The sequence below is a fragment of the Stutzerimonas stutzeri genome, assembly GCF_013522825.1.
Lineage (GTDB): Bacteria > Pseudomonadota > Gammaproteobacteria > Pseudomonadales > Pseudomonadaceae > Stutzerimonas > Stutzerimonas stutzeri_AK.
In genome coordinates this window covers 139448-157884 of record NZ_JAAMQZ010000002.1, presented here as the reverse complement: position 1 = coordinate 157884, position 18437 = coordinate 139448, and the positions used below count along the sequence as shown (strand labels likewise).

Genomic DNA, 18437 nt, shown 5'->3' with positions numbered 1-18437 from the left:
TTCAATATCGTTCAGCTTCCAGCGCTCTTTTTCGGCTTTTAATTGATCACCCCGCAAGCGACCCGAGCGCCGCCTCCGCCGAGTGGCTCGGGATGGTCGGCGTGGTTGTCGCCGCCCTTGTGCACCATCAGCGCCAGGCCCTTGATATCGCCGAGGCTCTGCAGCCGGGGCGCGAGAACCGGCTGGTTGGCCTTGCCCTGGGCATCGACCATCAGCGCCGGCAGATCGCCCTGGTGGCCATCGCCCCAGGGTTCGCCGTGCTTGCCGCTGTTCTTCGGGTCCCAATGCCCGCCTGCTGCACCTGCAGGGGTGGTTTTACCGTCGATTTCGGCGGGCTCGCAGCTGCCCTTGGCATGCAGATGGAAGCCATGGGTGCCGGCGTCGAGGCCGGACAGTTCGGGACGAAATACCAGGCCGTACTGGCTGGTTTCGATCCTGACGTTGCCGAGGGATTCGCCGACACCCTGGGTCGATACGGCATTGATCGGCACGCTGAGGGTTTCGGCCTGCAGGCCCAGCGCCGTGCAGCTGGCGAGTGCCGCGATAAACCACTGTTTCATGGCAAGACTCCTGTTAAGTGAGGTGAGGCAACTGCTGCCGGAAAGGGCATCGGCGTTTCTGTCTGTCGACGGCCCTGGATTTGAGACTGTCAGGGACTGGCTCGGTTCGATGGCGGTCGGGCCAGGCAGATGGCGGCTCGGCAAGTTGGACCCCTTCTTGCTATAGCCGAGGCAGGGCGCGTTTGCGTCAATTCTTTGTTCTGCTCTACCGGGGTTCAAATTGGATCGCACGCAAATCATCCAGATAGGCAATGGCCTGGCGGGCGCTGGTCGAGGCAATCTCGGCGTGCCGCTGCTGCTGTTGGTGATGCTCGGCATGATGATGTTGCCGGTGCCGCCGTTCCTGCTGGACGTGCTGTTCACCTTCAATATCGCACTGTCCATCGTCGTGCTGCTGGTCAGCGTGTATGCCTTGCGACCGCTGGATTTCGCCGTCTTTCCAACCGTGCTGCTGGTCGCCACGCTGCTGCGTCTGGCGCTGAACGTCGCCTCTACCCGGGTCGTGCTGATTCACGGTCATGAGGGGGGCACCGCCGCCGGTCATGTGATCGAAGCCTTCGGCAATGTGGTGATCGGCGGCAATTACGTCGTGGGTATCGTGGTCTTCGCGATTCTGATGATCATCAACTTCGTCGTGGTGACCAAGGGTGCAGGGCGTATTTCCGAAGTGAGCGCGCGCTTCACCCTCGACGCCATGCCGGGCAAGCAGATGGCCATCGACGCCGACCTGAACTCGGGCCTGATCGATCAGGAGGAAGCGAAAAAGCGCCGCACCGAGGTTTCTTCGGAAGCCGATTTCTACGGTTCCATGGACGGTGCCAGCAAGTTCGTTCGCGGTGACGCCATTGCCGGCCTGCTGATCCTGTTCATCAACCTGCTTGGCGGGATGGGCATCGGCATGCTCCAGCACGGCCTGAGCTTCTCCGAAGCCGGGCAGATCTATGCGTTGCTGACCATCGGTGATGGCCTGGTGGCGCAGATTCCGTCGCTGCTGCTGTCCACTGCGGCGGCGATCATGGTCACTCGCGTCACCAGCTCCGAGGATATGGGCCAGCAGGTCAACCGGCAGATGTTCGCCTCGCCCAAGGCGCTCGCCGTATCCGCGGGGCTGATGATTGCCATGGGCCTGGTTCCCGGCATGCCGCATATGTCGTTTCTCGGGCTCGGTGCCGTGGCCGCAGCCGGCGCCTACTGGATCTGGCATCGCCAGAAGCAGGTCAAGCTGAAGGCTGAGCAGGAAGTCCAGACGCAGCAGGAAATGCTCCCGGCACAGCGTGCGGCGGAAACCCGGGAGCTGGGCTGGGACGACGTCACGCCGGTGGATATGGTCGGCCTGGAAGTCGGTTACCGGCTGATCCCGCTGGTCGACCGCAACCAGGGCGGGCAGCTGCTGGCCAGGATCAAGGGCGTGCGCAAGAAGCTTTCCCAGGACCTGGGCTTCCTGATGCCATCGGTGCACATCCGCGACAACCTCGACCTGCTGCCCAATGCCTATCGGCTGACGCTGATGGGCGTGAGCCTGGCCGAGGCCGAGGTCTATCCCGATCGCGAGCTGGCGATCAATCCGGGGCAGGTGTTCGGCCCGCTCAACGGCATCGCGGCCAAGGACCCGGCGTTCGGTCTGGAGGCGGTGTGGATCGAGGCCGGCCAGCGCGATCAGGCGCAGTCGCTCGGCTATACGGTGGTCGATGCCAGCACCGTGATCGCGACTCACCTCAATCAGGTCCTGCACAAGCATGCCCATGAACTGTTGGGGCACGAGGAAGTCCAGCAACTGATGCAGTTGCTGGCCAAGAGTTCGCCCAAGCTGGCCGAGGAGCTGGTGCCGGGGATGATTTCCCTCTCGACGCTGCTCAAGGTGCTGCAGGCGTTGCTGCAGGAGCAGGTGCCGGTGCGCGATATCCGTACCATCGCCGAGGCCATCGCCAATGTCGCGGCCAAGAGTCAAGATCCCGCCGCGATGGTGGCGGCGGTACGGGTCGCGCTTTCCCGTGCAATCGTGCAAAACGTTGTGGGACTAGAGCCGCAGCTGCCTGTGATTACGCTGGAACCCAGATTGGAACAGATATTGCTCAACAGTCTGCAGAAGGCTGGCCAGGGGGCCGACGATGGTATTCTCCTGGAGCCGGGAATGGCCGAAAAGTTGCAACGGTCACTGGTAGATGCCGCACAGCGTCAAGAAATGTTGGGCAAACCGGCGATTCTGCTGGTAGCTGGTCCGGTTCGCGCGATGCTGTCGCGATTCGCCCGCCTGTCGGTCCCCAGCATTCATGTCCTGGCCTACCAGGAAATACCGGATAACAAGCAGGTCACCATCGTTGCGACGGTGGGTCAGAATTAACCGAGGGTACAGGCCATGCAGGTCAAACGTTTCTTCGCAGCCGACATGCGCATCGCCATGAAGATGATTCGTGACGAGCTGGGCGCCGATGCCGTGATTACGGGCAATCGCCGTGTCGCCGGCGGCGTCGAGCTGACCGCTGTGCTCGATTACCCGATGGAACCTGCCGTCTCGAAGCAACCGAATGCGGCGCTCGAGGCCGAACTGCGCAAGACCCAGGCGCGAATCGCCAGCGCCCACGCCGAGCTGAGTGCGCCGTCACGCGCGCAGGCCGGCAAGGACCGTCAACTGCTTGACGATAAGCCGGCTGCGGTCGCCCAAGCGACACCTTCCGCATCGACGGCTTCGCTCGATTCCCGTGCGGTCGAGGCCATGCACAGTGAGTTGCAAGGCCTGCGCGAGTTGATCGAAGTGCAGCTGGGCTCCATTGCCTGGGGCCAGGAGCAAAGCCGCCGCCCGCAGCAGGCTGGCCTCTGGCGCCGTCTGCAGCGTATCGGCCTGCCGGCTGATCTGTCGCGCAGCCTGCTGGAGAAGGTGTCCACCGTGGCCGAGCCGCGTCAGGCATGGCGCATGCTGCTGGCGCATCTGGCGCAATCGATCAAGGTCAGCAAGGTCGAGCCGCTGGAAGAGGGCGGCGTCATCGCTCTGGTCGGCCCGGCCGGTGCCGGCAAGACCACCACGCTGGCCAAGCTGGCGGCGCGCTACGTGCTCAAGTACGGGCCGCAGAGTATCGCCCTGGCGAGCATGGACAACTACCGTATCGGCGCTCAGGAGCAACTGAGAACGCTGGGTCGTATCCTCGATGTGCCAGTCGTTCAGATCGACCCTGCCCAGCCGCTGGGCAAGACGCTGCAGCCCCTGGCGCGCAAACGCCTGATTCTCGTCGATACCGCCGGGCTTCCGGCAGGTGATGCGATGATGCGCATGCAGCTCGAAACCCTGGCCGATCGTGGCATCAAATCGAAAAACTACCTGGTGCTGGCGGCAACCAGCCAGAGCCAGGTATTGAAGGCAGCCTGGCACAACTATCGCCGTTGCGGGCTGGCGGGCTGCATCCTGACTAAGCTGGATGAGGCCGGTAGCCTGGGTGACGTGCTTGGGCTAACGATTAGCCAGCATCTGCCGATAGCCTATCTGGCCGATGGACCGCGCATCCCTGATGACCTGCAGTTGCCTCGCAGTCATCAATTGGTCAGTCGGGCGGTAAGCCTGCAATTGGACGAGTCTCCCAGCGAGGAGACCATGGCCGACATGTTTACCGGGTTGTACAACGGATCATCACGGAAGGTCGGATGAAGGCTTGGTCCCGTGATACAGACAATGAAGACGCGTTCCGGCTGAACGCATCGATGGCCCTGTGGCCCCAGCAAGATATAGGCGTGTGAAAATGGGTACTCATCCCGTACAGGTGATTGCAGTGACTGGCGGCAAGGGTGGCGTCGGCAAGACCAACGTGTCGGTCAATCTGGCGCTGGCGTTGGCCGATCTCGGTCGCAGGGTGGTGCTGCTCGACGCCGACCTTGGCCTGGCCAACGTCGACGTGCTGCTGGGTTTGACCACCAAGCGCACCCTGGCCGATGTCATCGCTGGCGAATGTGATCTGCGCGATGTGCTGATCCAGGGGCCGGGCGGCATACGCATCGTGCCCGCGGCTTCCGGGACCCAGAGCATGGTGCAGTTGTCCAGTCTGCAGCACTCTGGGCTGATCCAGGCATTCAGCGACATTGGCGATGATATCGACGTGCTGATCATCGACACCGCCGCCGGTATCGGTGATGGTGTGGTGAGTTTCGTCCGTGCCGCACAGGAAGTCCTGCTGGTGGTGACGGACGAGCCGACCTCCATTACCGACGCCTATGCCCTGATCAAGTTGCTCAACCGTGACTACGGCATCAGCCGTTTCCGCGTGCTGGCCAACATGGCACACGCACCGCAGGAAGGGCGCAATCTGTTCGCCAAACTGGCCAAGGTGACCGAGCGCTTCCTCGATGTGGCGCTACAGTATGTGGGGGCGGTGCCCTACGACGAATCTGTGCGCAAGGCCGTACAGAAGCAGCGCGCCGTCTATGAGGCGTACCCGCGCGCCAAGTCTTCGCTGGCGTTCAAGGCCATTGCCCAGAAAGTGGATACCTGGCCGCTGCCGGCAACTCCGCGCGGCCATCTGGAGTTCTTTGTGGAGCGCCTTGTCAGGCCCGCCGCAGACACTCACGAATGACACCGGCTGGATTGGGTATGTATTACAGCAAGGCTCAGGCAAAAGACTCGCAATACCAGCTCATCGACCAGTACGCGCCGTTGGTCAAGCGCATCGCCTATCACCTGTTGGCGCGCTTGCCGGCGAGCGTGCAGGTGGATGATCTGCTGCAGGCCGGCATGATCGGGCTGCTCGAGGCATCGAAGAAATACGATTCGGGAAAAGGCGCGAGCTTCGAAACCTATGCCGGTATTCGCATTCGCGGGGCCATGCTCGATGAGGTACGCAAGGGCGACTGGGCGCCGCGCTCGGTGCACCGCAACTCGCGCATGGTCAGCGAGGCGATTCGGGCCATTGAGGCGAAAACCGGTCGCGACGCTAAAGATCACGAGGTTGCAGCCGAACTTGAATTGAGTCTGGATGAGTACTACGGCATTCTGGGTGACACTCTGGGCAGCCGCCTGTTCAGTTTTGATGATCTGCTTCAGGAAGGCGAGCACGGAGAGTTCGGTGAAGATGCCGCCAGCGCGCATCCCGAGCCGTTTCGTGATCTCGAAGACGAGCGTTTTCAGCAGGCGCTGGCCGAGGCCATCAGCAACCTGCCGGAACGTGAAAAGCTGGTGCTTTCGCTGTACTACGACGAAGAGTTGAACTTGAAGGAGATCGGCCAGGTTCTGGGGGTCAGCGAGTCGCGGGTGAGTCAGTTGCACAGTCAATGCGCGGCACGTTTGCGTGCCCGCCTCGGTGAGTGGCGCGCGCGCTGACGCCGGTTTGCAAAAAGCATTCGAGGCCGCTTTCTACAGGGCGCCTCTAGAAACGTAGGCGAGGCAGTCAGCGCAAGGCAAAAACAGGCGAAAAAGCGCAGTTTACGAGTTGTAAATGAGCATTTTGATCGGACTCGCGCCACGAGCCTGTTTTTAACGCAGCGATGACAACGCAGGTAGTTTTTAGAGGTGCCCTACAGGCTTTATCGATGAAGCCCGCAGAAAAGCCGTGAGCAGGGCTTTGGGGATTTCGGGATTTACGGAGGTGTACTTGGACAAGAACATGAAAATCCTCATCGTTGACGACTTCTCGACGATGAGACGGATCATCAAGAACCTCTTGCGCGATCTGGGTTTCACCAATACCGCCGAAGCGGACGACGGCACCACCGCGTTGCCCATGCTCAAGAGTGGCAGTTTCGACTTCCTCGTGACTGACTGGAACATGCCCGGCATGAGCGGCATCGACCTGTTGCGTCATGTGCGCGCCGATGAGCGCCTCAAGCACCTGCCGGTCCTGATGGTCACCGCTGAAGCCAAGCGCGACCAGATCATCGAAGCCGCACAGGCCGGTGTTAACGGCTACGTGGTCAAGCCATTCACGGCTCAGGTGCTCAAGGAAAAGATCGAGAAGATCTTCGAGCGCGTCAACGGCTGAAGTAGCGCCGCGAGGGTACTATGACGCAAGCAGAACAAAGTCTTGTGGAGTTTGAAGCGACTCTGCGAGCCCGTGCGCCTCAGCTGCTCGAAAGTCTGCAGCAAGGCCGCCTGGATGATACTGCGCAGATGCTCAATGAGCTTAATCAGATTCGCAACAACAGCCTCTATCATGAGGTCGGCAAGCTCACGCGCGAGTTGCACAACGCCATCGTCAAGCTCGAGATGGATACCAGCGCCACGGGCGGCGATCCATCGCCGATCACCGATGCGACCGATCGTCTTTCCTATGTGGTGACGATGACCGAAAAGGCGGCCAATCGCACCATGGATCTGGTGGAAGAGTCGACGCCACTGGTGAACTACGTCAGCTACGAAGCCCAGAGTCTGACGGCTGACTGGCAGCGCTTCATGCGCCGGGACATGAATGCTGAAGAGTTCAGGGATCTTGTCCGTCGGGTCGATTCGTTTCTTCAGCGCTCCATGAACGATGGCAGTCAGCTCTCGCAGAATCTCAGCGAAATCATGCTGGCTCAGGACTTTCAGGATCTGACCGGGCAGGTGATCAAGCGGGTCACCCGGCTGGTCAGCGAACTCGAAAGCAACCTGCTCAATCTTGTGCTGATGGCCGGTCAGGTCGATCGCATGGCAGGTATCCGGCACGACTGCGAGGCGATACGCCTGGAGCAGGAAAGACAAAAACGAGAAAAAGAATCTTCCAATGGTGAAGGTCCGCAGATGCATGCCGATATACGAGAGGATGTCGTGTCCGGTCAGGATGATGTCGACGACCTGCTTTCGAGCCTGGGCTTTTAGGGGATGTGAATATGAGCTTCGACGCCGATGAGGAGATTCTCCAGGACTTCCTGGTAGAGGCCGGCGAGATTCTCGAACTATTGTCAGAGCAGTTGGTGGAGCTGGAAAGCAGCCCCGACGATACCGCCTTGCTCAATGCGATTTTTCGCGGTTTTCACACGGTAAAAGGCGGTGCCGGCTTTCTCCAGCTGCATGAGCTGGTCGAGTGCTGCCATATCGCCGAAAACGTTTTCGACATCCTGCGCAAGGGTGAGCGTCGCGTTGAACCGGAACTGATGGATGTCGTGCTGCAGGCACTGGACGCCGTCAATGCCATGTTCAATCAGGTGCGTGAACGCACTGAAGTGACCCCGGCCACACCTGAACTGCTGGCCGCATTGGCGCGCCTGGCCGAGCCGGCCAGCATGGATGCCCCGGCTGCCGAGCCTGTCGCTGTTGCGCCAGAGCCTGAAGCCGCGACTGCGGATAACGAGTTCGAGCAGTTGCTCGGTGCGCTGGACGATGCGGCGGGCAACGCCTCTGCTGCCGTCGCTGACGATGAAATTACTGACGCTGAATTCGAATCGCTGCTCGATCAGCTGCATGGCCAGGGACAGTTCAAGATCGATTCCGGCGCCGCGCAGATTGCTTCTGCACCCAAGGCTAGCGAGGCGCCTGTCAGCGATGAGATCACCGACGATGAGTTCGAGGCGCTGCTCGATCAGTTGCACGGAAAGGGACAGTTCGCCGAAGTACCTGCCGCCGCTGAGCCGCAGCAGGCAAGCGCCGATACCACGACTGTTTCCGCTTCTGCTCCCGCTGCAGGCGGCGATCACATCACCGATGATGAATTCGAGGCCTTGCTCGATCAGTTGCATGGCAAAGGCAAGTTCGAAGCGGAAGTGGTCGCACCAGCATCTGCGCCCGCTTCAGCCAAGCCGGGCGCCGCGCCGAAAGCTGCTGCAGCGAAACCCGTAGCCGCACCCGCCAAGGCTGCCGCCGCGCCTGCCAGGGCCGCGGCGGAAAAACCGGCCAGTGAAGCCGAAACCACGGTACGCGTTGATACGGCGCGGCTCGACGAGATCATGAACATGGTCGGCGAGCTGGTGCTGGTGCGTAACCGGTTGGTGCGGCTGGGTGCCGACAGCGGCGACGAGGCCATGTCCAAGGCCGTGTCCAATCTCGACGTGGTCACTGGCGACCTGCAAAGCGCGGTGATGAAAACGCGCATGCAGCCGATCAAGAAGGCCTTCGGTCGGTTCCCGCGTCTGATCCGGGACATGGCGCGCAACCTGAAGAAAGAAATCAATCTTGAGCTGATCGGTGAGGAAACCGATCTGGACAAGAACCTCGTCGAGGCTCTGGCCGATCCGCTGGTGCACTTGGTGCGTAACGCGGTCGATCATGGCATCGAGATGCCGGATGAGCGCGAAGCCGCAGGCAAGCCGCGCACCGGCAAGGTGGTGTTGTCCGCCGAGCAGGAGGGTGATCACATCCTGCTGATCATCAGTGACGACGGCAAAGGCATGGATGCCAACATCCTGCGTGCCAAGGCTATCGAGAAGGGCATGCTGGACAAGGATGCAGCCGAGCGACTGAGTGATCTGGAGTGCTACAACCTGATCTTCGCGGCGGGTTTCTCGACCAAGACGGAGATCTCCGACGTCTCCGGTCGTGGCGTCGGCATGGATGTGGTCAAGACCAAGATTTCCCAGCTCAACGGTACGGTCAATGTCTTCTCCGCCAAGGGCCAGGGCTCGCGCGTGGTGATCAAAGTGCCGCTGACATTGGCGATCATGCCGACCCTGATGGTGATGCTGGGCAACCAGGCATTCGCTTTTCCGCTGGTCAACGTCAACGAGATTTTCCATCTCGATCTGTCCCGCACCAATGTCGTCGATGGTCAGGAAGTGGTGATCGTGCGCGACAAGGCGCTGCCGCTGTTCTATCTCAAGCGCTGGCTGGTGAAGGACGCGCAGCAGGAGGAGCAGCGCGAAGGTCATGTGGTGATCCTGAGTGTCGGTAACCAGAGCATCGGCTTCGTCGTCGATCAGCTGGTGGGCCAGGAAGAGGTGGTGATCAAGCCGCTGGGCAAGATGCTGCAAGGCACACCAGGCATGTCCGGTGCGACCATCACGGGCGATGGGCGGATAGCTCTGATCCTCGATGTGCCGAGCATGCTCAAGCGTTACGCACGCAGGATCTGATCAGTTGGACAGCGCTCCCTGGGGGAGTGCTGTCGCTAGGAGTGTTTTATGGCAGTCAAGGTCCTGGTAGTGGACGATTCCGGCTTCTTTCGGCGCCGTGTATCGGAAATCCTCTCTTCAGACCCGAATATCCAGGTGATCGGCACCGCCACCAACGGACGAGAGGCGATTGACCAGACGCTGGCGCTCAAGCCCGACGTCATCACCATGGATTATGAAATGCCGACAATGGATGGCATTTCCGCGGTGCGGCAGATCATGCAGCGTTGTCCGACGCCGGTACTGATGTTCTCCTCGCTGACTCATGAAGGCGCGCGCGTCACGCTGGATGCGCTGGATGCCGGGGCGGTGGATTTCCTGCCGAAGAATTTCGAGGATATTTCGCGCAACCCGGACAAGGTCAAGCAGCTGCTCTGCGAGAAAGTGCACACCATCTCGCGCAGCAATCGGCATTACGTCAGTCCTCGTACGCCGTCGGCGGCTCCGGTTGGCCGCACGGCGGCAGCGCCGGCAGTGCCCGCTTTCACCGCGCCGCGCAGTACGCCAGCACAGGCGCACGCACCGGCGCCGAGCCCGGTTTCGCCAGCGCCACGGCGCAAGGCCTACCGGCTGGTCGCCATCGGCACGTCCACAGGCGGTCCCGTGGCGCTGCAGCGGGTGCTGACCCAGCTTCCGGTCGGCTTCCCGGCGCCCATCGTGCTGATCCAGCACATGCCCGCCGCGTTCACCAAGGCCTTCGCCGAACGTCTGGACAAGCTCTGCAACATCCGTGTCAAGGAAGCCGAAGATGGCGATCTGCTGCGTCCCGGCCTGGCTTTGCTGGCGCCCGGTGGCAAGCAGATGATGGTCGACGGGCGTGGCGCGGTGCGCATTCTGCCCGGTGATGAGCGGCTCAACTACCGGCCTTGTGTCGACGTGACCTTCGGTTCCGCCGCCAAGGCATTCAATGACAAGGTTCTGGCGGTGGTCCTCACCGGCATGGGGGCCGATGGTCGTGAGGGCGCACGCATGCTCAAGCAATGTGGCAGCCAGGTCTGGACCCAGGACGAGGCCAGCTGCGTGATCTATGGCATGCCCATGGCCGTGGCCAAGGCGAACCTCAGCGACGCCGTCTACGCGCTCGATGACATCGGCCGGCACCTGAGCGAGGCCTGCATCTGATGGATGTGCTCAGCCTTATCGGGCTGGTTCTTGCGTTCGTCGCCATCGTCGGGGGAAATTTTCTCGAGGGTGGGCATATTTCCGCGCTGCTCAATGGGCCGGCGGCGCTGATCGTACTGGGTGGAACCCTCGGGGCGGTACTGTTGCAGACGCCCATGGCGGTCTTCATGCGGGCGATGTCGATCATCGGCTGGATCTTCTTTCCGCCTCGCGTCGACATGCTGAAGGGCATCAGCCTGGTCACCAGCTGGAGCACGACCGCCCGCAAGGAAGGCCTGCTGGGCCTTGAGCCGGTTGCCGAAACCGAGCCTGATCCCTATGCCCGCAAGGGTTTGCAGCTGTTGGTCGATGGCGCCGAGCCCGAGGTGATCCGCAGCATCCTTGAAGTGGACATGTATACCCAGGAAACCCGCGATATCCGTGCGGCGAAGGTGTTCGAGAGCATGGGCGGCTATTCACCCACCATCGGCATCATCGGCGCCGTCATGGGGCTGATTCATGTAATGGGCAATCTTGCCGATCCCAGCCAGCTGGGCAGCGGCATTGCGGTGGCATTCGTGGCGACCATCTACGGTGTGGGCTTTGCCAACCTGCTGGTGCTGCCGATTGGCTACAAGCTCAAGAGCATCGTGCAGAAACAGACCACCTACCGTGAATTGCTGCTCGAAGGAGTCCTGTCGATTGCCGAGGGCGAAAACCCCCGCTCGATAGAAATGAAACTGCAGGGCTTCATCGATTGAACGGTTCAGGGCCGGCGGCGTGGACAGGGGGGACACATATGGCGACCGCTGAAAGCACATCGACCATGGAGCCTGGGGCTGGTTTCCTGTACGTGCGCCTGCTCGATGTTGCGCCTGTTTCACTGATCGCATCGTCAGGGTCCTGAACGATGGCTCGCCGCAGAATCCAGGAAGAACCGGACAACCACGAGCGCTGGCTGGTTTCCTACGCGGACTTCATCACGCTGCTGTTCGCCTTCTTCGTGGTCATGTATTCGATTTCCTCGCTCAACGAGGGCAAGTACAAGATTCTTTCCGATTCGCTGGTCGGTGTCTTCAATCAGCCGGACCGAGCCCTCAAACCGATACCCATCGGTGAAGAGCGGCCTCGTACCACTCAGCCAAATCCTTCCCAGACCGATGAGCCGTCGCAGCCCATCGATCCGCTGGAAAGCATCATGCGCAGCATGCGCGAAGCGTTTGCCGACCTCATCGGCTCGAACCAGCTGACCCTGCGCGGTAACGAGCTGTGGGTCGAGATCGAGCTGAATTCGAGCCTGCTGTTTCCCAGCGGCGACGCCTTGCCCAACGATCATGCCTTCGAGCTGGTGGAAAAGGTTGCCAGGATTCTGGCGCCTTTCGACAATCCGATTCGGGTCGAAGGCTTTACCGACAACCTGCCGATCAGTACGGACAAGTACCCGACCAACTGGGAGTTGTCCGCTGCCCGCGCCGGCAGTGTGGTACGGATGCTGGCGGCCGACGGGGTGGCGCCGTCACGGCTGGCGGCGGTGGGCTACGGCGAGTTCCAGCCGATAGCGGACAACGCAACCCTGGAGGGCAGGGCGCGCAATCGGCGGGTGGTGCTGGTCATTTCACGCAATCTCGATGTGCGACGCGGCGAAAGCGGCTCTCACGGCGGGGCCGCGCGTCCTGCCGAAGCAGGTCGGCAGCCTGGCACATAAAGTGCTTTTGCTTCGAGTCAAACAGAGGCAGGGGAGATGTCGTCAAATCTTCGTCGCCCATGTCGTCGTGGCATATTCACGCTCTGATTCGAGCCGGATGGAAAGAGAGTTATGAGAGTCTGGGCTGTCGCCAACCAAAAAGGCGGAGTGGGTAAGACCACCACCTCCATCGCCCTTGCCGGATTGCTGGCCGATTCCGGCAAGCGTGTCGTGGTGCTGGATCTCGATCCCCATGGTTCGATGACCAGCTATTTCGGCCATGATCCCGACAATCTCGATCACAGCGTGTTCGACCTGTTTCAGCACCAGGGCACGGTGCCCGAAGGGCTGCCCTGGCAATTGCTGCTGCCGACCAGTCACGAGCGGATTTCGCTGCTGCCGTCCAGCACCGTACTGGCCACCCTGGAGCGCCAGGCGCCGGGGCAGAGCGGTCTGGGGCTGGTCATTGCCAAGAGCCTTTCGCAGCTCTGGCAGGATTTCGATTACGCCATCATCGACAGTCCGCCATTGCTCGGCGTCCTGATGGTCAACGCGCTGGCCGCCAGCCAGCAGCTGATCATCCCGGTGCAGACCGAATTCCTGGCGATAAAGGGCCTGGAGCGAATGGTCAGCACCATCGCCATGATCAACCGTTCACGCAAGCAGGCATTGCCCTACACGATCGTGCCGACCATGTTCGACCGCCGCACCCAGGCTTCGATGAATACCCTGAAGGTGCTGCGCAATGGCTATCAGGCCAATCTGTGGCAGGCTTTCATCCCCATCGATACACGCCTGCGTGATGCCAGCCTTGCGGGTGTCACGCCTTCACAGCATGATCCCAGCAGCCGTGCGGTACTTGCCTACCGCTCGTTGCTCAAGGCGCTGCTGGCGGCACAAAGCTCTCCGCAGGTGGCCTGATGACGCGCCATGAGACAGGTTCAAGTTCAGTCCATGGGCAGCCGATAGTCTACCCAGTTGGTTCGCGCGAGTGGGTTTCATGAGTCGTACCCTTCTTAAAGAAAGCCGGTCGCAACAGACACTGCAGTCGTATCTCGATGAGCTGTTGCAGGATGCCAGCCTGGAATTGACCGAGACGGTCAGTCAGGACGAGTTCCAGGCGGCAGTGCTCGAAGAACAGCTGCGCGACAGGCAGCGGGTGATCGCGCCTGCGCAGGTCCAGCCGATCGTCGAGGTGACCGAGTCCGTTGCCCCGCTGACGCTTGAACCCGAGCTTGCGCCAGTGGCGCCACAACAGGCCCTGATCGAACCTGTCGCCACGCTGGAGACGGCGGGGCGAGTGGGTGGGCCGCCGCAATACAAAGGTGGCCAGCCGGAATGGGGCGAGGCGCCGTTCGAGTGTCTTCTGTTCGATGTCGCCGGCCTGACGCTGGCGGTGCCGCTGATCAGTCTCGGCTCGATCTACCCGCTCGCAGGGCAGGAACTGACGCCGCTGTTCGGCCAGCCCGACTGGTTTCTCGGTATCCTGCCAAGCCAGGCGGGCAACCTGAAGGTGCTGGATACGGCGCGCTGGGTGATGGCTGATCGCTACCGCGACGATTTTCGCCAGGGCTTGCAGTATGTGATATCGGTACAGGGCTACGAATGGGGGTTGGCCGTGCATCAAGTCAGCCGCTCGATTCGCCTGGATCCACGTGAGGTCAAGTGGCGCTCGCAACGTACCCAGCGACCCTGGCTGGCCGGGACGGTGATCGATCACATGTGCGCCCTGCTGGACGTGGCCGCGCTTGCGGAGCTGATTGCCAGTGGTGCAACACGCCGCCTGAAAGGCGTACCTTCGTAATCAATTGAACAAGCAGGGTGCGCACACGCGGCCCGAGCAATCGATAGAATCGACCGCCACAGCGGTACAACAAGAGGTGGGGCTATGAAGATGACTTCCGCGCAGGGTTCCGATGATCCGGTCCTGCAATGGGTGACCTTCCGTCTGGATAACGAAACCTACGGCATCAACGTGATGCAGGTCCAGGAAGTGTTGCGCTATACCGAAATTGCGCCCGTGCCGGGTGCGCCAAGCTACGTGCTGGGCATCATCAACCTGCGCGGCAACGTGGTGACGGTGATCGATACGCGCCAGCGCTTCGGGCTGCAGACCGCGCCGATTACGGACAATACGCGCGTCGTCATCATCGAGGCGGATCGGCAGGTGATCGGCATTCTGGTCGATAGCGTTGCTGAAGTGGTCTATCTGCGGCAGTCGGAGATCGAAACCGCGCCCAACGTCGGTAACGACGAATCGGCGAAATTCATCCAGGGCGTGTGCAACAAGAACAATGAGCTGCTGATTCTGGTCGAGCTCGAAAAACTGATGAACGAAGAAGAATGGGCGGAACTTGAGAGCATCTGATACATGCTGATTGCCTCGCTGGTCGCGTCGGTCGTCGCGCTTGCCCTGTGTTGCGTTGCGCTGCTGGGGTTATGCGTCTGGCTGTTCCGGCGCCAGCGCCAGCAGGCTCAGCTGCAGGCGCGCAACGATGCCATTCGGGACCGGCGAATCAAGGAGTTGAGCGCTCAACTGGATACCTATCTGGACGGCAGTGTGCATATGGGCCAGGAGTTGCACGAGCTTTCGCGCATGGTCTCACCGCTGCCCGACCGGATCACCCAGCTCGAACAGCGTGATCCGAACAACTTTTCCTTTTCCCAGGCCGCCAAGCTGGTCGGCATGGGGGCCAGCGTCGATGATCTGACGCAATCCTGCGGGCTGTCCCAGTCCGAAGCCGAATTGATGAGCAAGCTGCATCAGGCGCGGCGCAAGACCGACTAGGATCTGAGCGAAGGTGTCTTTCACTCAGGAGTCGGGGGGGCATCGAGCAGGGGCAGCGACGGCGCGGGCTGTTGCTCGGCAAAGCCCGGCGGGCATTTGCCTTTCAGATACCAGGCGAAGGCGATGATTTCGGCGATGGTGCGATATAGCGCTTCGGGGATGGCATCGCCAAGCTCCAGGCGTGCCAGCAGCCTGACCAGTTCGGCGTTTTCGTAGATCGGCACTTCATGCTCGCGGGCAATGGCCAGTATTGCCTCGGCCAGTTCATCGTCGCCCTTGGCCGAAAGGCTGGGCGCGTTGATGCCGTCATAGGTGAGCGCGATGGCCTGGCGCGGGGTCTTGGCAGTCATGCGGTTTCATCCACGAAGCGTTGATCGACAGCGGTGCGGGGGCCTTGCGGCGGCGTACCCTGACGGCAGGCCAGCTCACCCACGGTCAGCCCGGCATCGAGCAGTCGCTGGCGCAGGTAGTCGAGTTCGGTGGAAATCAGCTGGGCAGTATGGCTGCGTTCGGCCCAGATCTGGCTCGACAGGCTACCACTGACCAGCTGTGCCTGAACCTGCAGTGGCCCCAGGGGGGCGACATCGAATGCCAGTTCGACCTTCCACAGGGTTTCGCCTTTTTCCTTGCCGTTTTGCCGGGGTTCTTCCTCGCGCCGCAGCTTGACCTGCAGCGGAATGATGTCGCGCGTATCGCGCATCGGCACTTCGATCTGCCAGGTCGTGACCTGCGTGCCGTCGGGGCCGGTCTGAGTCTGCGCGAGGCTGGACAACTGGTGAGTCTGCAGCCGTGATACCGCCGCCGCCGCCAGTTTCAACATGAGTTCCAGATCGGCTTCGCCGTCGGCATCGAGCAGCAGTCGCCCCGGCAGGGGAAAGTTCTGTGCGAGCTGGCGCGCATTCGGCTGTCCAAGCGCGCCGAGTGCGCTGCGGGCGAAAGCCGGCAGCGCCTGGCCAAGGGTTGCCGCCGTCTGGGCGGCTGTCAGTGGTCCGCTGCCAGGCAGCCCCGGCAATTGCGCGACCAGACGCAGCAGGGCGGCCTTCATATCCGTGGGCAGGCTGTCGGTATTGCCATTGAGCAGGCGCGCTTCAAGGAAGATACCGCTCTTGGCCAGCGCCTGGGCCAGGGTCTTGGCATCGCCCAGCTGCTGCATTTCAGGGATCAGGCCGAGCAGGCGTTCGGCTGCGCCGCGCAAGCCGTCGGGCAGGACCGCCCCGGCCGTCAATGCGCTGAACAGACCTTCAAGCGAGCCCTGACGGCTGTTCTGTGCACCGAGGTGCTGGCCCAGTACCAGTTGATCGAGACGACCGCTCAGCGGCATGAATGTTAGTGACTGGTCGCCCTGGACCCGGGCGGTGATCAGGCTGCCCGGTGCCAGCGGCAGGCTCGATTCGATATTCAGCTTCTGCCCGGCCAGTGGAGAATTGAGCAGGCTGATCACCAGTTTGAATACGCTCTGCCCGGCCTGCTGGGTCTGCTGGCTGGCGGTGACCTTGCCCTGGATCAGGGTGCCCACGGGCAACTGGCCGAGGTCGATGCTGCTCATGGGTTGCCGGCTGCCGGGTTGCAGCACAGCCATCAGGCGGTTATCGGATGCAGCGGTAACGAACAGGGCTGCGCCTGGTGCGACGGCTTTGTTGCTGGTGGTTTCGACCGTTGCCTGGCGCCCGCTGCCAAGTGTCAGGCGCAGCGTCAGCTGAAAGGCCTGGAGGGCTTCCCTGATCCTCACGACCTCGGCCTCGGCACTTTCCCCGGCGGCCAGCAGCCCCTGCATGGGCTGCAGCAGTTTCAACGCCAGCTCGGCGGAGCCTGCCGTCGAGCGGGGCGGGTTGGCGGGGGGAATAGCCTGGGTGCTTTTGATCTCGGTCATTTTTACTTAAATGCTCTTACAACCTTTCGACTTTGTGGTCTGCGGCCCCAAGGCGCGGCATGTATAATTCGGCGCGCCCGGCTTGTCTGTCATTGTAGCGGCTACGCCCTTTTCATCTTGAGGTGTCCATAGCGTGTCCTGTCCTTTTCTAGAAGCTGTGGCGCTTTCCTGCGAACGGGACTGGCGTCTGTTGTTCGAGAGGCTGGATCTGCAGATCGCCAACGGTGAAATGGTGCAGATCGCCGGCCCCAATGGCAGTGGCAAGACCAGTCTGCTACGCCTGTTGTCTGGGTTGATGCAACCGACCGCAGGGGAAGTGCGGCTCAATGGCCGCAATCTTGAAAGCCAGCGCGACGAACTGGCGCGCAATCTTCTCTGGATTGGTCATGCGGCGGGCATCAAGGGCCTGCTCACGCCTGAGGAAAACCTCACCTGGCTATGCGCCCTGCATCATCCGGCGACTCGTGAGGCCATCTGGCAGGCGCTGGATGCGGTGGGCCTGCGCGGTTTCGAGGATGTCCCCTGTCACACGCTGTCTGCCGGCCAGCAACGCCGCGTCGGTCTGGCCCGGCTCTATCTTTCGCCCCCGCCGCTGTGGATTCTCGATGAGCCCTTCACCGCGCTCGACAAGCATGGCGTGGCGCAACTGGAACGACACCTGGCCGTGCATTGCGAGCAGGGTGGCATGGTCGTGCTGACCACCCATCACTCGCTCGCTGAAAAACCGGCCGGCTTTCGTGAAATCGATCTGGGACAGCGCGCCGCATGAGCAACGTCTTCACTCTGCTGCTGGCCCGCGAAACCCGTCTGCTGTTTCGCCGTCCCGCCGAGCTGGCCAACCCGCTGGTGTTCTTCGCCATCGTCATCGCCCTGTTCCCGCTGGCGGTCGGGCCGGAGTCGCAACTGCTGCAAACCATCTCGCCGGGGCTGATCTGGGTCGCGGCGCTGTTGGCCGTTCTGCTCTCGCTGGACGGGCTGTTTCGCAGCGATTTCGAAGATGGCTCGCTCGAACAGTGGGTCGTTTCGCCGCACCCGCTGGCGCTTCTGGTACTCGCCAAGGTGCTGGCACACTGGGCCTTTTCCGGCCTGGCGCTGGTGTTGCTGGCGCCGTTGCTGGCGTTGATGCTGGGCATGCCGATGAGCGCGCTACCGGTGCTGCTGATCTCGTTGCTGCTGGGAACGCCCGTGCTCAGCCTGCTCGGCGCGGTCGGCGCGGCGCTGACCGTCGGCCTCAAGCGCGGCGGCCTGTTGCTGGCATTGCTGATTCTGCCGTTGTATATCCCTGTGCTCATTCTGGGTAGTGGGGCGCTGCAGGCAGCGCTGCAGGGGCTGCCGGCGGTCGGTCATCTGTTATGGCTCTCCAGTCTGACGGCCCTGGCTGTCACCCTTACACCCTTTGCGATAGCGGCTGGCCTGAAAATCAGTGTTGGCGAGTGA

19 protein-coding genes are annotated in these 18437 nt (G+C 61.7%); 16 read left to right on the top strand and 3 right to left on the bottom strand.

What is annotated here, in order from left to right:
* Window positions 1–38: 38 nt before the first annotated feature.
* Window positions 39–560: a superoxide dismutase family protein gene (sodC, locus tag G7020_RS02295; protein ID WP_181082324.1), complete on the bottom strand. Its 522-nt coding sequence runs from the start codon at window positions 558–560 to the stop codon at window positions 39–41.
* 220 nt (window positions 561–780) lie between these two features.
* Between sodC and flhA the strand changes: the two genes are divergently transcribed.
* From flhA to G7020_RS02225, 14 genes are all read left to right on the top strand, one after another.
* A complete protein-coding gene (gene flhA, locus G7020_RS02290) occupies window positions 781–2901 on the top strand; it encodes a flagellar biosynthesis protein FlhA (protein WP_181082323.1) in 2121 nt (706 codons plus the stop codon).
* Between the two features lie 15 nt (window positions 2902–2916).
* Window positions 2917–4197 carry a flagellar biosynthesis protein FlhF gene (gene flhF, locus G7020_RS02285; RefSeq protein WP_181082322.1) on the top strand — a complete coding sequence of 427 codons (1281 nt, stop codon included), beginning with the start codon at window positions 2917–2919 and terminating at the stop codon, window positions 4195–4197.
* A 91-nt stretch (window positions 4198–4288) separates the two neighbouring features.
* Window positions 4289–5116 carry a flagellar synthesis regulator FleN gene (fleN, locus tag G7020_RS02280; RefSeq protein ID WP_181082321.1) on the top strand — a complete coding sequence of 276 codons (828 nt, stop codon included), beginning with the start codon at window positions 4289–4291 and terminating at the stop codon, window positions 5114–5116.
* A gap of 17 nt (window positions 5117–5133) precedes the next feature.
* Window positions 5134–5859, top strand: a complete 726-nt coding sequence (fliA, locus tag G7020_RS02275; RefSeq protein WP_181082320.1) for an RNA polymerase sigma factor FliA — start codon at window positions 5134–5136, stop codon at window positions 5857–5859.
* A 283-nt stretch (window positions 5860–6142) separates the two neighbouring features.
* Window positions 6143–6517, top strand: coding sequence for a chemotaxis response regulator CheY (locus tag G7020_RS02270; protein ID WP_171819274.1), 375 nt, complete (start codon window positions 6143–6145; stop codon window positions 6515–6517).
* Window positions 6518–6537: 20 nt separating this feature from the next.
* Window positions 6538–7332 carry a protein phosphatase CheZ gene (locus G7020_RS02265; RefSeq protein ID WP_181082319.1) on the top strand — a complete coding sequence of 265 codons (795 nt, stop codon included), beginning with the start codon at window positions 6538–6540 and terminating at the stop codon, window positions 7330–7332.
* 11 nt (window positions 7333–7343) lie between these two features.
* Window positions 7344–9518 (top strand): chemotaxis protein CheA, encoded by a 2175-nt coding sequence (locus G7020_RS02260; protein WP_181082318.1) that lies wholly within the window; start codon window positions 7344–7346, stop codon window positions 9516–9518.
* A 48-nt stretch (window positions 9519–9566) separates the two neighbouring features.
* Window positions 9567–10679, top strand: coding sequence for a protein-glutamate methylesterase/protein-glutamine glutaminase (locus tag G7020_RS02255; RefSeq protein ID WP_181082317.1), 1113 nt, complete (start codon window positions 9567–9569; stop codon window positions 10677–10679).
* Window positions 10679–11419: a flagellar motor protein gene (locus tag G7020_RS02250; RefSeq protein WP_181082316.1), complete on the top strand. Its 741-nt coding sequence runs from the start codon at window positions 10679–10681 to the stop codon at window positions 11417–11419. The genes G7020_RS02255 and G7020_RS02250 overlap by 1 nt, the downstream gene beginning before the upstream one ends.
* Window positions 11420–11568: 149 nt before the next feature.
* Entirely contained in the window at window positions 11569–12363 is a 795-nt protein-coding gene (motD, locus tag G7020_RS02245) for a flagellar motor protein MotD (protein ID WP_181082315.1), read from the top strand.
* A 111-nt stretch (window positions 12364–12474) separates the two neighbouring features.
* Complete coding sequence (locus G7020_RS02240; protein WP_181082314.1) at window positions 12475–13263, top strand: ParA family protein; 789 nt, start codon at window positions 12475–12477, stop codon at window positions 13261–13263.
* A gap of 79 nt (window positions 13264–13342) precedes the next feature.
* Window positions 13343–14146, top strand: coding sequence for a CheW domain-containing protein (locus tag G7020_RS02235; protein WP_181082313.1), 804 nt, complete (start codon window positions 13343–13345; stop codon window positions 14144–14146).
* 84 nt (window positions 14147–14230) lie between these two features.
* Window positions 14231–14710 carry a chemotaxis protein CheW gene (locus tag G7020_RS02230; RefSeq protein WP_181082312.1) on the top strand — a complete coding sequence of 160 codons (480 nt, stop codon included), beginning with the start codon at window positions 14231–14233 and terminating at the stop codon, window positions 14708–14710.
* A 3-nt stretch (window positions 14711–14713) separates the two neighbouring features.
* Window positions 14714–15130: a DUF2802 domain-containing protein gene (locus G7020_RS02225; protein WP_181082311.1), complete on the top strand. Its 417-nt coding sequence runs from the start codon at window positions 14714–14716 to the stop codon at window positions 15128–15130.
* A gap of 20 nt (window positions 15131–15150) precedes the next feature.
* Here the strand turns inward: G7020_RS02225 and G7020_RS02220 are convergent, their stop codons facing one another.
* Both G7020_RS02220 and G7020_RS02215 read right to left on the bottom strand, forming a co-directional pair.
* Entirely contained in the window at window positions 15151–15480 is a 330-nt protein-coding gene (locus G7020_RS02220) for an EscU/YscU/HrcU family type III secretion system export apparatus switch protein (RefSeq protein ID WP_181082310.1), read from the bottom strand.
* Window positions 15477–17000 (bottom strand): flagellar hook-length control protein FliK, encoded by a 1524-nt coding sequence (locus tag G7020_RS02215; protein WP_181082309.1) that lies wholly within the window; start codon window positions 16998–17000, stop codon window positions 15477–15479. Before G7020_RS02215 ends, G7020_RS02220 begins: the two co-directional genes overlap by 4 nt.
* A gap of 133 nt (window positions 17001–17133) precedes the next feature.
* On the opposite strand from G7020_RS02215, the gene ccmA reads away from it, so the two are divergent.
* Together ccmA and ccmB are read left to right on the top strand one after the other, a co-directional pair.
* On the top strand, window positions 17134–17769 hold the full coding sequence (gene ccmA / locus G7020_RS02210; RefSeq protein ID WP_181082308.1) for a cytochrome c biogenesis heme-transporting ATPase CcmA: 636 nt from the start codon (window positions 17134–17136) through the stop codon (window positions 17767–17769).
* Window positions 17766–18437 (top strand): heme exporter protein CcmB, encoded by a 672-nt coding sequence (ccmB, locus tag G7020_RS02205; protein ID WP_181082307.1) that lies wholly within the window; start codon window positions 17766–17768, stop codon window positions 18435–18437. Before ccmA ends, ccmB begins: the two co-directional genes overlap by 4 nt.

What these genes read in the sequence shown, in the direction of transcription:
- G7020_RS02260 (WP_181082318.1), top strand. Translation starts at nt 7,344, where the DNA reads ATGAGCTTCGACGCCGATGAGGAGATTCTCCAGGACTTCCTGGTAGAG.
- ccmB (WP_181082307.1), top strand. Translation starts at nt 17,766, where the DNA reads ATGAGCAACGTCTTCACTCTGCTGCTGGCCCGCGAAACCCGTCTGCTG.
- G7020_RS02215 (WP_181082309.1), bottom strand. Translation starts at nt 17,000, where the DNA reads ATGACCGAGATCAAAAGCACCCAGGCTATTCCCCCCGCCAACCCGCCC.
- G7020_RS02240 (WP_181082314.1), top strand. Translation starts at nt 12,475, where the DNA reads ATGAGAGTCTGGGCTGTCGCCAACCAAAAAGGCGGAGTGGGTAAGACC.
- G7020_RS02265 (WP_181082319.1), top strand. Translation starts at nt 6,538, where the DNA reads ATGACGCAAGCAGAACAAAGTCTTGTGGAGTTTGAAGCGACTCTGCGA.
- sodC (WP_181082324.1), bottom strand. Translation starts at nt 560, where the DNA reads ATGAAACAGTGGTTTATCGCGGCACTCGCCAGCTGCACGGCGCTGGGC.
- fleN (WP_181082321.1), top strand. Translation starts at nt 4,289, where the DNA reads ATGGGTACTCATCCCGTACAGGTGATTGCAGTGACTGGCGGCAAGGGT.
- fliA (WP_181082320.1), top strand. Translation starts at nt 5,134, where the DNA reads ATGTATTACAGCAAGGCTCAGGCAAAAGACTCGCAATACCAGCTCATC.
- G7020_RS02255 (WP_181082317.1), top strand. Translation starts at nt 9,567, where the DNA reads ATGGCAGTCAAGGTCCTGGTAGTGGACGATTCCGGCTTCTTTCGGCGC.
- G7020_RS02230 (WP_181082312.1), top strand. Translation starts at nt 14,231, where the DNA reads ATGAAGATGACTTCCGCGCAGGGTTCCGATGATCCGGTCCTGCAATGG.
- G7020_RS02250 (WP_181082316.1), top strand. Translation starts at nt 10,679, where the DNA reads ATGGATGTGCTCAGCCTTATCGGGCTGGTTCTTGCGTTCGTCGCCATC.
- G7020_RS02220 (WP_181082310.1), bottom strand. Translation starts at nt 15,480, where the DNA reads ATGACTGCCAAGACCCCGCGCCAGGCCATCGCGCTCACCTATGACGGC.
- G7020_RS02235 (WP_181082313.1), top strand. Translation starts at nt 13,343, where the DNA reads ATGAGTCGTACCCTTCTTAAAGAAAGCCGGTCGCAACAGACACTGCAG.
- motD (WP_181082315.1), top strand. Translation starts at nt 11,569, where the DNA reads ATGGCTCGCCGCAGAATCCAGGAAGAACCGGACAACCACGAGCGCTGG.
- flhF (WP_181082322.1), top strand. Translation starts at nt 2,917, where the DNA reads ATGCAGGTCAAACGTTTCTTCGCAGCCGACATGCGCATCGCCATGAAG.
- G7020_RS02225 (WP_181082311.1), top strand. Translation starts at nt 14,714, where the DNA reads ATGCTGATTGCCTCGCTGGTCGCGTCGGTCGTCGCGCTTGCCCTGTGT.
- G7020_RS02270 (WP_171819274.1), top strand. Translation starts at nt 6,143, where the DNA reads ATGAAAATCCTCATCGTTGACGACTTCTCGACGATGAGACGGATCATC.